The organism is Burkholderia sp. BCC0397, from assembly GCF_902832865.1.
Classification (GTDB): Bacteria; Pseudomonadota; Gammaproteobacteria; order Burkholderiales; family Burkholderiaceae; genus Burkholderia.
The window spans coordinates 1-14,908 of record NZ_CADFDL010000002.1; the positions used below are offsets into that span (position 1 = coordinate 1).

Below are 14,908 nucleotides of genomic sequence, written 5' to 3' on the forward strand. Positions count from 1 at the left end.
TATCAGACCGCGTTGCACGAAATCGGCCACGCGCTGGGGTTGGCAGACAATGCAGATTCGAGTTCGATCATGAACTACGATCTGACCTCGCCCAACCGGTCGCTAGACCAGACCGATATCAACGCCGTCCAGGCCCTGTACGGTTCCTCGGCGCAAACTGCAGCCTTGATTCAAGCGATGGCAGGTCATGCTCCTGCAGCGTTGGCGACCACCACTTCGATCGCTTCGGCAGAACAGGCATCGCAGCATGTTCAGTTGATCGCCGGAACGCATTAGCCAAGGTACCGCTACCTCACGTCTGCAGGCGACGATGTTCTGTCGCCTGCCGGACCTAATATCTAGAACCAAAAATACAAGAACTCCAATGATCACAAAGTTGCATTTGATTTCGGGGCTACCACGTTCGGGATCGACGTTGCTCTGCGCATTGCTTCGTCAGAACCCCCGCTTCTCCGCTGCGATGACGAGTCCTGTCGCCATGCTATGTGGGGCCGTCCACGGAAAGATGTGCGGCGGAGAATTCAGCACATTCTTTGACGACGACAAAAGATCAAATATTTTGCGAGGAATATTCGATTCTTACTATCCCGGCATCACCGTCGATCAAGTTGTCTTTGATACCAATCGAACGTGGACCGGCCGAGCATCATTACTAGCCGCCTTATATCCTCAGGCACGCATTATCTGCTGCGTCCGGGAAATCGGATGGATTATAGATAGCGTAGAAACAATGCTGGCGAAAAATCCACTTCAGCTATCGAGGATGTTCAATTTTCAGCCAGGTAGTTCCGTGTATGCCCGCGCGGAGTCTTTGATGGAGACGGAGCGCGGCCTGATCGGACACCCCTGGAGTACGCTTCGAGAAGCGTGGTTTGGTGTAGAAGCCAAACGCCTCATTCTGGTTTCTTATGATCGATTGGTTCGGGAACCCAAGGCGATGCTGAGATCGCTTTATCGTGAAATCGATGAGCCATGGTTCGAGCACGACTTCGAGAACGTGGCCTATGACGAGCCCGACTACGATGCTCATCTTGGCATGCCAGGTTTGCACAAAGTGAGAGCCAAGGTCGAGTACCAATCCCGGAAGCCATGCATTCCGCCGGACCTCTTCGCAAAATACGCCGGAGCCAGCTTCTGGGAAAAGCCGGAACTCAATACGCGACAGGTCACATTGTTATGAGCGAGCATCGAATTGACCGGCATCGAGAAGTACCATCGACTCCCCCAATCGAATGTAGATAACCGTGCTTCCAACTCCGTTTGCTACTCGCTTACCGAACTACCGAGAGCGGGAAAGATCACTTTTTCTCGAGAACTCTCTCCCCTTCGATCAAGGCATATTTCAGCAATCGTGCGAGAGGGCGACGAACTGCGAGCCGGCTTGAACCACGATCTCTCAGCTAGAACCGGCCCGCTCCCCCGACTTCACAGGTGTGACTGCACCGTATGAGAGGTGGATCTCGCCAGCGTTACACCTTTCTACCGACGTACACACGATTTCCGAGAGCGTAGGCACCTTGTTGGATCATTTCGAACATCGCTCGGTACGTCGGACAGAGTCCGAAACTGATTCTCGTCCAGATCAGGGCGTCGTATACGCGACAGCGCAGCAATTGATAGAGGCAAGGTAAGTGAACGCCCCCGAAAAAAACGAAGAACTCTCACAAGCTCCAGTGGACTCGGCACTGAGTTGCCTAGTGACCATCGCACGATTCCACGGCATCGCCACCGATGCCGCTCAATTACGCCATGCTGCTGCGCAAGGTGATCAGCCATTCGATGCTGACGCATTGATCTTGTGCGCTCGCTCAATAGGTTTGAAGGCTCGCGTTGTACCACTGCGAATTGATCGACTCGATCGATCACCTCTGCCGGCGCTCTGCCTCGACAAGGACGGCCGGCATTTCATCGTTGCACGCCGTGACGGATCATCGGTTCTCGTGTTCGAAGCAAACTCATCGCAGCCTACGCTCCAGTCGTTGGACGAGATAGCCTATCGCTCGACGGGAAACATGCTCCTTTTTACGTCTCGAGCATCCCTCACTGGCGAGCTAGCGAGATTTGACTTTTCGTGGTTCGTCCCTGCGGTCGTCAAGTACCGCAAACTGCTGCTGGAGGTGCTCGCAATCTCATTTGTCTTGCAGATATTCGGCCTTGTTACACCGCTGATGTTCCAGGTAGTCATGGACAAGGTGCTCGTCAATCACACCTACAACACGCTGGCAGTGGTCGGCATCACGCTGTTTCTCAGTTCAACGTTTGAGGTGGCGTTGACGGGCTTGAGAAACTACATCTTCTCGCACACCACGAACCGAATCGATGTTGAGCTCGGCGCACGTCTGTTCAAGCATCTGATCACCCTACCCCTGTCGTACTTCGGCGTGCGCCGGGTTGGCGATACGATCGCCCGTGTTCGTGAGCTCGAGAGTATTCGCAACTTCCTGACGGGGCAGGCACTGACAGCCGTCATCGATCTGTTCTTCTCGATCGTGTTCATTGGTGTCATGTGCTTTTACAGCGCCTGGCTAACGATTGTGGTCGTACTTTCCTTGCCGATCTACGCCGGCGTGTCCGCTTCCATCGTTCCAGTCTTGCGTCGTCGACTCAACGAGAAGTTCGTGCGAGGTGCTGACAATCAATCGTTCCTCGTCGAGACCGTATCGGGCGTCGAAACAGTCAAGTCGATGTCCGTTGAACCTCAGTTCACCAAGAAGTGGGAAATGCAACTGGCCGCGTATGTCGCATCCGGATTTCGCGTAACACAACTCGGCAACATCGGTCAGCAACTGATTCAGTACATCGGAAAACTGGTCTCTCTGGGGACGCTCCTGCTGGGCGCCAAGTTCGTGATCGATGGCAAGCTAACGATCGGGGAGCTGATTGCCTTCAACATGATGTCACAGCGCGTTGCTGCACCGGTGCTGCGACTTGCTCAGCTCTGGCAGGATTTCCAGCAAGTCGGTATTTCGATGAGCCGCTTGGGGGACATCCTCAATACTCGAATCGAACTGCGCCAAAGCAGCCAATCAATGCCAACTCTTAAGGGCGATATCCGATTTGAGCACGTGCGCTTCCGATACCGCCCCGATGGCCAGCCAGTCCTGGATGACGTGTCGCTGGACATACGAGCTGGTCAAGTCATAGGCATTGTCGGCAGATCGGGATCCGGAAAAAGCACACTGACCAAGCTTCTGCAGCGTCTCTATGTGCCCGAGCATGGAACAGTGCGTATAGACGGCGTCGACTTGGCACTTGCTGATCCTGCATGGCTTCGGCGGCACATCGGTGTCGTGCTCCAGGAAAACTACCTGTTCAACCGATCGCTCCGAGAAAATATCGCCTTAGCGGACCCCGGCGCCCCGATGTCGGCCATCATGCATGCTGCCAAATTGGCCGGTGCGCACGACTTCATTTGCGAGCTTCCGCAAGCCTACGACACGCTCGTGGAAGAACACGGAAGCAATCTGTCCGGTGGGCAACGTCAGCGTATCGCCATTGCCCGTGCGCTGTTGACCAATCCCCGTATTCTCATCTTCGATGAAGCGACGAGCGCGCTCGATTTCGAGACCGAACGAGTGATTCAAAACAATATGCGAGCAATCTGTGCAGGTCGCACGGTGATCATCATCGCTCACCGTCTCAATACAGTTCGTCATGCGGACCAGATTATTGCGATGGATAAAGGACACATCATCGAGCAAGGCTCGCACGAGAGCTTACAGTCGGCTGGTGGGTACTATGCTCACCTGCTTTCTCTTCAGGCGGGGTGATCTCGATGCCCGTTCGTCTTCACCTATTGCTTGATCTCTTGCGCCGATATCGATCGGTCTGGACGGCAGCATGGAAGATCCGTCATCAACTCGACGGCCCAGCAAAGCTTGAGTATGAGCTTGCCTTCCAACCGGCACATCTTGAGCTGGTCGAAACGCCTGTACATCCTGCGCCTCGCTGGACCGCCAGATTACTGGTGTCGCTAACCTTTTCAGCAATTTTGATTGCGTGCTTTGCCAAACTAGATATCGTTGCGACAGCAAAAGGAAAGCTCGTTCCCGACGCCAAAGTGAAAGTTATTCAGCCCGCGATCACGGGGGTCGTCAGGGAGATTGCCGTTCATGATGGCCAGCGAGTAAAAGCAGGCGACCTCCTCGTGAGACTCGACACGACTCAAGCGGCCGCGGATGAGGACAAGGCCAAGTCGTCCAAGTTGGACTCGGCGTTCGCAGCCGCTCGAGCCGAGGCATTGCTGAATGCCGTGCAATCAGGACGTGAACCGGAAATTTCCAGAATCGAAGGAGCGACACCGGAGCGTCTGGAAGAAGCACAGAACCTAGTTGCCGGTACGTATCGCGAATACCTAGACAAGCTGAGCGCCGCTCGAAACGAACTTGCAAAGCGGGAGGCTGAACTCGACAGCACCAATCAGGAGATCGCTAAGCTGGGGGCCACCGCGCCGCTAGCACGTGCTCAAGCAAACGATTACAAAGCGTTGTCCGCCGACAAGTATGTCGCGAGGAACGACTACCTGGATAAAGAACAGACTGCATTAAACCAGGAGCACGAATTGGCGGCACAACGCAGCCATGCCCATGAACTGGCGGCTGGCATAGCGGAGCAGCGGGCGGACATAGCTCAAACGGCCTCACAATTTCGCCGGGAACAACTCGATGATTTGGAGAAAGCCACAGAACAACTGAGACAGAGCACCAATGACGAAACCAAGGCCCACACTCGCCGGGCTCTGCTCAGTTTGACTTCTCCGGTTAGCGGCACGGTTCAGCAACTCGCTACCCACACCCTCGGCGGCGTTGTCACAACCGCCCAGGCACTGATGGAAATTGTCCCGGACGACGCGGTTGAAGTTGACGCTACCGTTGAAAACAAGGATGTTGGATTCCTGAAGATCGGACAGCGCACGGCAGTCAAGGTCGATGCATTTCCCTACACTCGATATGGAATGCTTGAAGGTACGGTCGTCGATCTTTCCAACGACGCAGTGCAGGACAAGAAGCTGGGTCTCGCCTTTACGGTTCGCATTCGATTGAAATCGAATCGAATGAGAATCGACGATCGCTGGATCGCGTTGACGCCCGGCATGTCCGTCAAGGCGGAAATCAAGACGGGCAAGCAAACCGTCGCCCAATACCTGCTTGGCCCACTTGTCGAAGGCGCTCAGGAGAGCATGCATGAGCGTTAAACACTCGAAATGGTTGCTCATAGCCGCAACCAGCGCAATGTCGGTCATCTCGCCTACCGTCCGTGCCTTCGATCCATTACGTGCCGAACAATCCATTCCGGTCAACGCGGCGGGCGAGATGGTTCCGTCCAATAGCGCCTGCGAATTCGGCCCATTGAGTCAGCCCCTGACGCTGGAGGATGCGGTCGAACGCGCTCTGTGCCGCAATCCAAAGACACGGGAGGCATGGGCAGACGTCAAAACTCAAGCCGCCGCTGTCGGGGTCGCTCGCGCGGCATATCTCCCGACCATCACCGGAAATTGGCAAGGCGTCCGGGATAATTCCGTTACGGACGTCACGGATCATCCGACGCTCAGTTCGAGCTACGCGGCGACAGTCCGGTCGGAAGGCGTCTCACTGAATTGGCTCCTATATGACTTTGGGGGACGAGAAGCTGCGATCAGAAACGCGTCATCACTTCTTCAAGCGGCTCAAGCAACGCAGAATGCCGCCTTGCAAACAACCTTTGCCAACATTGCCAAAGACTATTACGCGGCGCAGGCCAGTCGTGCGGCGCTCGATGCCGCCCATGACATCGAGGCAATGACGAGGCAAAGTGCAACGGCTGCACAAGCCAAAGTGGATAAGGGAGCGGTGCCGATTACTGACGCATTGCAAGCGCAGACCCAGCACGAGCAGGCACTCCTTAACTTGGCCAAGGCTCGCAGTGATGCTCGATCGACGATCGGTACACTAGCTTCCGATATGGGCTACGATCCCTCCGCTGTGGCAGACGTGCCTGCTGTCACCGATACCGTCCCGGGAAAGGTATTTACCGAATCACTCGCGAGAATTATTGACGAAGTAAAGCGTACTCATCCCAGTGTCGTGGCTGCGCAGGCGCAGTATGACGCCGCCGTGGCAAAAGTTACTCAAACCCGAGCACAGGGGCTGCCGAGCATCAGCCTGGTCGGTAAATACAGTCGAGACAATCAGCCACAAAGCTTGGGACTGGGGTTGCCTACCTATCCGTCAACAGGGCACGACGCTTATGTCGGCATTCAGATTTCAATTCCTATATTTGAAGGGTTCGGGAGAAACTATCAGATCGATCAGGCTCAAGCGGTAGCTGAAAGGCAACACGATACCCTTGAGGAAGCACGGCTCAAGGTTGGACTGGATGTTTGGAACAGCTACTACGCGCTGGAAGCTGCATGCGAGAGTGCGGCTCATAGCGCATCGTTGCTGACAATCGCTCAGCAGGCATATACCGCGGCCGAACACCGATACAACGTCGGTGTTGGCAACATCCTCGAATTGCTCAATACACAGACGACACTCGCTAATGCGAAGGAGCGTCGAATTCAGGCGTTGACTGACTGGGACAATGCAAGAATCGAGCTTGCCTCCAAGCTCGGACGTTTAGATCTGCCGTCTATCCCTCCCCTTATCACCCAGTGAAAATGCTCAAGATTTGGAAATTGTGTTCGCTCATAGCAGTCTCTTGTCTATATATGTACATACCTCTTGCGTATGCACAAGACGCAGACAGCCTGAAAGCGCCCGAAGCCGCTTTGCGTCGCGAGCAAATCATCTCGATTCCCAGTGCTGACGGAAATTCGGTCATGCTGCAAGCGACGCTAGACATGCCCGACGGCCCCGGTCCATTTCCACTGGCCGTGATGAATCACGGTGCGAATGGAAGCGTGCCGCCCCCTGATCAGCCTCGCTATCACCTCACGTTTTCGGCATATTATTTTTTGTCGAGAGGATATGCCGTCATTTTGCCAATGATGCGCAGCTACGCCGGTTCGCAGGGACATCTTGCGCATCACGGATGTGACTATGCCGCAACTGGCATCGAAGATGCACGAGATATCAAAGAGGTCATCGAGTACATGAGGGCGCAGCCGAAAATAGATGCCTCACGGATTGTCGTTGCCGGACAAAGCTTCGGGGGATGGAATACCCTTGCACTTGGGACAATGGATGTATCAGGCGTACATGGTCTCGTTAGCTTCGCGGGCGGAATGAACGAATCGGACTGCTTCTTCTCCAGCCGGGCACTTATTAACGCGGCCGGGGAACTGGGAGCCCATAGTAAGCTCCCCTCGATCTGGTTCTTTGGCGACAACGACAAGGTGTTCCCGAAAAGCACATGGCACGCGGCTTATGAACGCTATGTTTCAGCGGGAGGCAGTGCCGAACTGGTCGCATACGGCCCATTTGGCGCGGACTCCCACAATATGCTCGGATCAGCTGAGGCACTTCCACTATGGGTTCCGAGGCTGGATGCGTTTCTTGCGCGAGTAGGTATGCCTCATACAGAGGTCAATCCCGAATACATGCCAACGCCGATCCCACCTGCGAGTGGCTATGCGGCCGTCGATGATGCGCAGGCTGTGCCGTATCTCGGTCTGAAAGGGGAAGCGTATTACAAGAAGTTCCTGGAAAAGCCGTTACCTCGTGCATTTGCGATTGGACCGCATGGTGCAGCATCGACGAATGGCGGCTTCGATCCGATTTCACGAGCGATGAAGCTGTGCAGAGACCGCGGCCCCGACTGCCGCCTCTATGCCGTAGACAATTCGGTTGTCTGGACTCGTCCAATGCCTGTTCTGCCACCCAGCAACTTCGCTAAGCTAAACGATTCGTCAGCAGTTCCATATTTGAACGACAGCGGAAGGACCGGATATCAAAAGTTCCTGCAGCTTCCTCGCCCTCGCGCGTTCACCATTGCTCCTGATGGCGGCTGGAGTGCTTCGGCGCTTGGCCCTGATCCAGTCAAGTACTCACTGGATCAGTGCAATCAGAAGCATCAGGGGTGCAAAGTTTACGCGGTTGACAGTTCGGTCGTGTGGCCCCAGGGCGGCGGCTAACGATCAGTACGTGAAAGTCGCGAAAGTACGCGGCCAGCTCGTGTGGCACGACCATGCGCACGAGGACGAGCTGTTCTTCGTCGTGCGCGGCCACCTCAGGATCGAGTACGAAGGCGGCCGCGTCGTCGACGTGCCTGCCGGCTCGATGCACGTCGTGCCGCGCGGCACGCAGCACAATCCGGTCGCGGACGACGAATGCTGGATCGTGCTGATCGAGCCCATGCAGACCCGGCACACCGGCGACGTCCAATCGCCGCTAACCCGCACGATCGACGAGCAACTGGGTCGGGCGCGCTGAGTTCGTCGGGCGCGGCGGCGGCCGATGGCTACAACATCGCCTGACTGACCAGCCCGTACAGTCCGAATGTCGGGTCGGCCGCACCGTCGTGTTCGGCGGCCGGCGCGTTGCGAACCATCTTCGAACAGGTATCCACCCGTTTCAGTCCCTGTTCGCTCAACCAGTCCGGCAAACTGCTCCCGTCAGGCACATCGATACGAACGAATTCGCCGTCGCGTTTCGTCAGCCAATAGCCGATCAGCGCCTTCGCACGCGCATCGTCGCTCGAACGCGGCGCGACCACCGGACCGACAACATAACCGCGACCGAAGCGCCGCAGCACCGAAAACCCGACGATCTCGCCGTCGCGTTCGAGCACGACGCTTTCTCCCCGCCTCAGCAACGCGGACAACAGCGCTTCGCGCTCGAGGCTGGAAGCACGCGTGTCGAGTTCGACCAGGCGCGGCCAGTCGGCCAGTGATCCGGCACGCAGCCGCTCGCCGTCGGGCACGGCCACCGCGGCGGGCCGCTCCACGTTCCCCTGATATTGGCTCAGAGATCCGCACACGTTGAATCCCAGTTTCTCGTAGAGCGGCCGACCGGCCGGCGTCGCGTGCAGAAACGTGATGCGCGGCCCCAATTCGTCGAGGAGCATTTCCATCAGTTTGCGGCCGATTCCCCGGCCCTGATGCGCGTCGGAGACGATCACATGCCCGATCGCCGCGCGATCCGCACCGTACTTCCAGCACATCGCGGTGCCGATGACGACGCCGTCTTCCTCGGCCGCGAACGCGACCGACGTTTCCGCGGAAAACTGCCAGTCTTCCGCCCGGAACGGCCAGCGAAGCGCCGTGGAAAGGGCATGCGCGGCGGGGACGTCCGCCGCGGTGAATCTGCGGTAGTGAAGCGCCGACGTCGCGCCTTGCTCCTTCACTTCAGGTTCCTGATTCATCAAGCAGTCCTTCTAAATGGTGTTGTCGTGCGACACGGCACGTCAGAAAAATGCGCGGTGATCACATCGAAGCGGCTAAAAATTGCACGGCGCTCCCCGGCTGGCATGAGTGCCCGACGATCAGCAAGCACGCCTTTCCCGCACCGGACGCCCGATCAACCCGACGTCAACCGGTTTCCACGCCGCCCCGACGCATCACGCCGATCGCGTGAAGTAATGCTGCGCCAGCGCGACCCAATACCGGACGCCGGCCGGAATGATGTCGTCGTTGAAGTCGTATTTCGGGTGATGCAGCGCCGGCGCGCTCGCGCCGTCCTGCGCATTGCCGATCAGCACGTAAGCGCCCGGCCGCTCCTCCAGCATGAAGCCGAAGTCCTCGGACGTCATGTTCGGCGGCACGTCGCGGTCGACGCGTTCGTCGCCGAACGTCGCGCGAATCACCGTTTCGCACAGCGCCGTCTCGGCCGGCGTGTTGACCGTCGCCGGGTAGTACTGGAAAAACTCCACGTCGACCTGCGCGCCATAGGCCCCCGCGAGCCCTTCGCACGCGAGCCGGACGTCGCGCTGCAGCTTCTGCTGCAATGCCGACGACAGCGTGCGGATCGTGCCGCGCAGCTCGGCGGTGTCCGGAATCACGTTGTCCGTCGTGCCCGCATGGAACATGCAGACGGAAATGACCGCGGGGTCGACGGGGTCCTTGTGCCGCGCGGCGATGGTCTGACACTGCAGCACCATCGAGCACGCGAGCGGCACCGGATCGATGCCCAGATGCGGCTGCGCCGCATGCGCGCCCTTGCCCGTTACCGTGATCCTGAAGCGCGAGCCCGCGGCCATGATCGGGCCCGTGCGTAACCCGAAATGCCCCGCAGGCAGACCGGGCCAGTTGTGCATGCCGAATACCGCTTCCGTCAGGTATTGCTCGAACAGCCCGTCGTCGATCATCCTGCGCGCGCCCGCGCCGCCCTCTTCGCCCGGCTGAAACACGAAATGGACGGTGCCCGGCAACTGCGGCAGCTCCTTCAGCACGCGTGCGGCGCCGAGCAACATCACGGTATGGCCGTCATGGCCGCACGCATGCATGATCCCGTGCGTGCACGATGCATGTGCGAAGTCGTTCGCTTCGTGAATCGGCAATGCGTCCAGATCGGCGCGCAGCACGATGCCGCGGTGCGGATCCGCGCCGGGCAGGCTCGCGACCACGCCCGTGCCGCCCAGCCCGCGCGACACCACATAGCCGAGCGCTTCGAGCTCGCGGGCCACGACGTCGGCCGTCCGGTGTTCTTCGAATCGCAACTCGGGATGCGCGTGCAGGTCGCGGCGCAGTTTCGCCCAGTGCGCGCGATGCGCGTCCAGCGACGTGTCGGGGATGATGGCGTTTTCCAATTTCGGCACCTTCGGAAAGTAGCGGGCTTCAGCTGTACTGCCGGCGCGCATCGCGCGCAGCGGCCGCATCAATCATAAAAGCCCAGGACAGACTTGACCTCCATGTACTCCGCCATCCCTTCGACCCCGTATTCGCGGCCGTTGCCCGACTGCTTGTACCCGCCGAACGGCGCCTGAGGGTCCCATGCCGGGTAGTTCAGATGCACCTGCCCTGCCCGGATGCGGGCGGCCACCGCACGTACGCGCTCCATGTCGGTGCCCTGCACGTGCGCGCCGAGCCCGTAGACCGTATCGTTCGCGATGGCGACCGCTTCGTCGACGGTATCGTAAGGCAGGATTGCGAGGACCGGACCGAAGATCTCCTGCTGCGCGATCGCCATGTCGGTGCGCACATCGGAAAAAATCGTCGGCCGCGCATAAAAGCCGCGGTCGAGACCCGCGGGCCGGCCGGGGCCGCCTGCGATCAGCTTCGCGCGTTCGTCGATGCCCACGTCGATCATCTGCGCGACCCGGCCGAACTGCGCGCGATTGGCCAGCGGCCCGTGCGTCGTTGCCTCGGCGAACGGATCGCCGACCACGAGCGTTTGCGCGGTCGCGACGGCCAGTGCCTCGACCGCGCCGAGCGCGTCGCGCGGCACGATCATGCGGGTCGGCGCGCTGCACGATTGCCCCATGTTGCGGAACGCGGCGGCTACGCCCGGCGGGATCGCACGCTGCAGGTCTGCGTCGGGCAACACGAGGTTCGGCGACTTGCCGCCCAGCTCCTGTGCGACGCGCTTGACGGTCGTCGCCGCGGCCTGCGCGACGAGCACGCCGGCCCGCGTCGAGCCGGTGATCGACACCATGTCGACCTCCGGATGCGACGAAAGCGCGGCGCCCACCGTTTCGCCGCTGCCGCTCACGAGGTTGAATACGCCGGCGGGCACGCCCGCATCGGCAATCACTTCCGCGAACAGCAGCGCGCTGAGCGGCGACAGCTCGCTCGGCTTCAGCACGACCGTACAGCCTGCCGCGAGCGCCGGCCCGACCTTCGCGGTGATCTGATAGATCGGCCAGTTCCACGGCGTGATCAGCGCGCACACGCCGATCGGCTCGCGCACGACCGCGGTCGTCCCGCGCCGCTCGACGAACGGGTAGCGCGCGAGGTTGTCGCGCGCGACGCGGATATGTTCGGCCGCGAGCGGCACGTGCGCGCCGCGTGCGTAGCCGATCGGCGCACCCATCTCCAGCGCGAGCGCCGTGGCGAACAGCTCGGCGCGCTCCAGCATCAGCGCATGCACGCGGTCGAGCAGCGCCGCGCGTTCATGCGGTGACGTCGCGGACCAGCGTTCGAACGCGCGGCGCGCGGCCTGCACCGCGTGGTCGGCGTCGCGTGCGCTGCCGAGCGGGATCTCGCACAGCGTGTCTTCGGTGGACGGGCTGACGACCGCGAACCGGTCGCCGCCGTCGGGCATGACCCAGTCGCCGTCGATGAAGAAGCGATCCAGCCGGCCGGCTTGCATCAGGTGACGAACCGGTGAATTAACGGGGGAATGCATGGCAGGAATATCCTTGAGTCGATACCGTGCGCCGACGCACGGCGAAAGCCACGATGGGCCGGAGCGCGTCGCAGCCACCCACTAAAAATCCGCGACCTTGCCCCATGCGGACTCGCTGAACCGGCCGGGCCGGTACGGCGCCGGGTCCACGAACGGTTGCGCACCGGTCGCGAGATCGGCGATCAGGTGCCCGGCGCCCGGCCCGATCCCGAAGCCGTGCCCCGAAAACCCCGCCGCGAGGATCAGCCCCGGCACGCCCGGCACTTCGCCGATGCCCGGCACGCCGTCCGGCGTGCTGTCGACGTACCCGGCCCACGCGTGCGTGATCTTCGCTTCGCGCAGTTCGGGCAACAGTTCGGCCGCGCGGCGGTACGTTTCGGCGATCGTCGGCATGTCGGGCTTCGGATCGAGAATGCGCACCGCTTCCATCGGCGTCGGCGCATCGAGGCGCCAGCGCTTCAACGTTTCATGGCCGCCGCGCACGCCTTCCAGGCCGCCCGGCAGCAGGTTGCGCCAGCGCTTCGCGAACATCGGTACGAATTGCGGCGCGAAGCGCAGGAACTGCGGCGTCAGGTCCACGCGCGCGCGGCCGCTGATCGCCAACGCGTAGCGTCCGTCGCTGCGGCGCGTCATCGACACGCCGGACGTATACATCGCATCCGGCAGCGGCGTTTCGACGGGCGACACGCTCAGGATCGACTGACGGATCGACGCCTGCGGAAACCGGATGCCGAGCTGGCGGCAGAACGACGACGCCCAGGCGCCGCCGGCCATCACGACCGTCCGTGTCTTGATGACGCCCGCCTCCGTGACGACGCCGGCGACGCGGCCGCCCTCGAGCTCGATGCCGCGCGCCGCGCAGTGCTGGTGGACACTGCCGCCCAGCTTCATCAGCGCGGCGGCCACGGCCGGCGCGGCCTTCCCTGGGTCGGCCGTGCCATCGGTCGGCGAGAAGACGCCGCCCTTCCACTGCCGCCCGGTCGCCCGTCCGCGCTCAGCGGCCTGCTTGCTGTCGAGCATGTACGTGGCCACACCCGCGGTCTTCGCGAATTCGCCCCAACTGGCCCAGCGGGACAGCTCGGCCTCGTCGTTGCTGAGATACAGCAGCCCGCAGCGATGAAAGCCCGTGTCTTCTCCGGATTCGGCGGCGAATCGTTCCCACAGATCGATGCTCTTGCTTGCCATCGGCAACTCGCGCTCGTCGCGGTTCTGCTGTCGGCACCAGCCCCAGTTGCGGCTCGACTGTTCGGCGCCGATGCGCCCCTTCTCGACGAGCGCGACCGATACGCCGCGGCGGGCCAGATAGTAGGCGGTGAAGACGCCGATGATGCCGCCGCCGATCACGACGACATCGGCCGCGGCCGGCGGCGTGGACAAGGTTTCGATATGGCGCAGCGGAGGGGACATGCTCAGTCTCGTTCGGTGGAGGGTTTGACGTTCTGCATCACGTAGAACTTCGCCACGCGTTCGCTGCTTTCCCACCCGATCGTCGCGCCGCGCGGCACGAACAGCGCATCGCCGGCGCCGAGCGACAGCACGCTGCCGTCGGGCGCCGCGAACCGTACGCCGCCGTCCAGCAGGAACATGAACTCGTTGGCGCGATGCGGCCGGACGATCCGGTGATACGGTGTCGAATCCCACGTACCCGCGCAGTATTCGGCGCCGTCGTCGGTGAACACGTTGTCGCTGCGGCATTCCGGCGCGGGGCCCAGCAGCACCTCGGCCGGCAGCGTGGCGGACGGTTTGAAGTCCGCGTCGGCGCGCAGCGCAAAGACGCCTTGCTTCGTCGGTGTCTCGCACGCTGCCGCACAGAACATCAGCAGCACGGGTGATTGCGCGGCGACGCGCAGTGCGGTGCCGCTGCCGATAACGGCGCCCTGCCCCGCGCCGAGCACCAGCGGGGCGGCCCCGACCGCTTCGAGCGTCAGCTCGCCTGTGACGACGACGAGGGTTTCGATGTGCGGAAAGCTCGGCACGTCCAGCTCGCCGACGAAGCCGATACGCCCGGCGGCCGTTGCATCGGGGCCTTCCCACGCAATCTCGCGATGCGACGCGAACGGATCGCTCGCGCCGAACGCCTGCTGGCGGAATGCGGTTGAAGACGGTGCGCCGTCGGCCCGGTGCAACACGAAAACTGCGGTCATTTCTGCTCCTGTGCGGTGCGTGGCGGCCTGGTTCAAAGCCGTCGCGCGATATCGGAAATCGTCGTTCGCCGGCGCTCCTGCCGGAAATCCTCAGCGGGGCATGTCGTCCATGCGTGCGCTTACGCCGCGTGACACGACGCTTCGCGGCGTTCGGCGCGCAGGCGCGTCGATGGCGTTCGCACCGGCGCGCCGCCCGTTCGGGCGACCACGTAATCGCGCGGCGTGATGCCGAGCACGCGCCGGAAATGCCGGCACAGATGGCTCTGATCGAAGAAGCCGACGTCGGTCGCGACGACCGACGGCGCGAGACCGGCGCGCAACAGGTCCTGCGCCCGCCGTATCCGCACGAGACACAGATACCGATGCGGCGACAGCCCGGTTTCGCTGCGAAAACGCGCGGTGAAACGCGACACGCTCAACCCGGCCACCGCCGCGAGCGTGTCCAGGTTCAGCGGCTGCGCGAACGACGCGTCGATCGTGCGCAGCACGTCGCCGATCGCCGGCGAGACGGGCCGCGCGACACGCGGCGAGCCAACGAATTGCACTGTCATGTCGAATTCT

At 61.1% G+C, this 14,908-nt stretch carries 12 protein-coding genes and 1 pseudogene; 7 read left to right on the forward strand and 6 right to left on the reverse strand.

All coding sequences use genetic code 11. The annotated features are described in order from the left end of the window. The 7 genes and pseudogenes from HWX03_RS05200 to HWX03_RS05230 all read left to right on the forward strand — a co-directional run. Positions 1 to 276, forward strand: a 276-nt coding sequence (locus HWX03_RS05200; protein ID WP_175870536.1) for a matrixin family metalloprotease, incomplete at its 5' end; no start/stop codon positions are given. An 88-nt stretch (positions 277 to 364) separates the two neighbouring features. After that, a complete protein-coding gene (locus HWX03_RS05205) occupies positions 365 to 1,180 on the forward strand; it encodes a sulfotransferase (protein ID WP_175870537.1) in 816 nt (271 codons plus the stop codon). 451 nt (positions 1,181 to 1,631) lie between these two features. Continuing rightward, positions 1,632 to 3,770: a type I secretion system permease/ATPase gene (locus HWX03_RS05210; protein WP_175870538.1), complete on the forward strand. Its 2,139-nt coding sequence runs from the start codon at positions 1,632 to 1,634 to the stop codon at positions 3,768 to 3,770. Positions 3,771 to 3,775: 5 nt separating this feature from the next. Next, on the forward strand, positions 3,776 to 5,194 hold the full coding sequence (locus HWX03_RS05215) for an HlyD family type I secretion periplasmic adaptor subunit (protein WP_175870539.1): 1,419 nt from the start codon (positions 3,776 to 3,778) through the stop codon (positions 5,192 to 5,194). Beyond that, positions 5,184 to 6,635 carry a TolC family protein gene (locus HWX03_RS05220; RefSeq protein ID WP_175870540.1) on the forward strand — a complete coding sequence of 484 codons (1,452 nt, stop codon included), beginning with the start codon at positions 5,184 to 5,186 and terminating at the stop codon, positions 6,633 to 6,635. Before HWX03_RS05215 ends, HWX03_RS05220 begins: the two co-directional genes overlap by 11 nt. Before the next feature lie 53 nt (positions 6,636 to 6,688). Continuing rightward, a complete protein-coding gene (locus HWX03_RS05225) occupies positions 6,689 to 8,053 on the forward strand; it encodes a CocE/NonD family hydrolase (protein ID WP_279612220.1) in 1,365 nt (454 codons plus the stop codon). After that, a pseudogene (locus tag HWX03_RS05230) lies at positions 8,052 to 8,351 on the forward strand (cupin domain-containing protein); the annotation flags it as partial. The gene HWX03_RS05225 and the pseudogene HWX03_RS05230, both read left to right, overlap by 2 nt. 28 nt (positions 8,352 to 8,379) lie before the next feature. Here the strand turns inward: HWX03_RS05230 and HWX03_RS05235 are convergent. The 6 genes from HWX03_RS05235 to HWX03_RS05260 all read right to left on the reverse strand — a co-directional run bounded on the left by HWX03_RS05235 (position 8,380) and on the right by HWX03_RS05260 (position 14,898). Beyond that, complete coding sequence (locus HWX03_RS05235) at positions 8,380 to 9,282, reverse strand: GNAT family N-acetyltransferase (RefSeq protein WP_175870542.1); 903 nt, start codon at positions 9,280 to 9,282, stop codon at positions 8,380 to 8,382. A 195-nt stretch (positions 9,283 to 9,477) separates the two neighbouring features. Continuing rightward, complete coding sequence (locus tag HWX03_RS05240; protein ID WP_175870543.1) at positions 9,478 to 10,665, reverse strand: M20 aminoacylase family protein; 1,188 nt, start codon at positions 10,663 to 10,665, stop codon at positions 9,478 to 9,480. Between the two features lie 68 nt (positions 10,666 to 10,733). Further along, complete coding sequence (locus HWX03_RS05245; protein ID WP_175870544.1) at positions 10,734 to 12,203, reverse strand: aldehyde dehydrogenase family protein; 1,470 nt, start codon at positions 12,201 to 12,203, stop codon at positions 10,734 to 10,736. A gap of 81 nt (positions 12,204 to 12,284) precedes the next feature. After that, the gene (locus HWX03_RS05250; protein ID WP_175870545.1) at positions 12,285 to 13,610 is read right to left on the reverse strand and encodes an FAD-binding oxidoreductase; all 1,326 of its coding nucleotides are present in this window, start codon (positions 13,608 to 13,610) and stop codon (positions 12,285 to 12,287) included. Positions 13,611 to 13,612: 2 nt separating this feature from the next. Beyond that, entirely contained in the window at positions 13,613 to 14,347 is a 735-nt protein-coding gene (locus HWX03_RS05255) for a cupin domain-containing protein (RefSeq protein WP_175870546.1), read from the reverse strand. Positions 14,348 to 14,466: 119 nt separating this feature from the next. Continuing rightward, a complete protein-coding gene (locus tag HWX03_RS05260; RefSeq protein WP_069250084.1) occupies positions 14,467 to 14,898 on the reverse strand; it encodes an AraC family transcriptional regulator in 432 nt (143 codons plus the stop codon). Between the last annotated feature and the right edge of the window lie 10 nt (positions 14,899 to 14,908).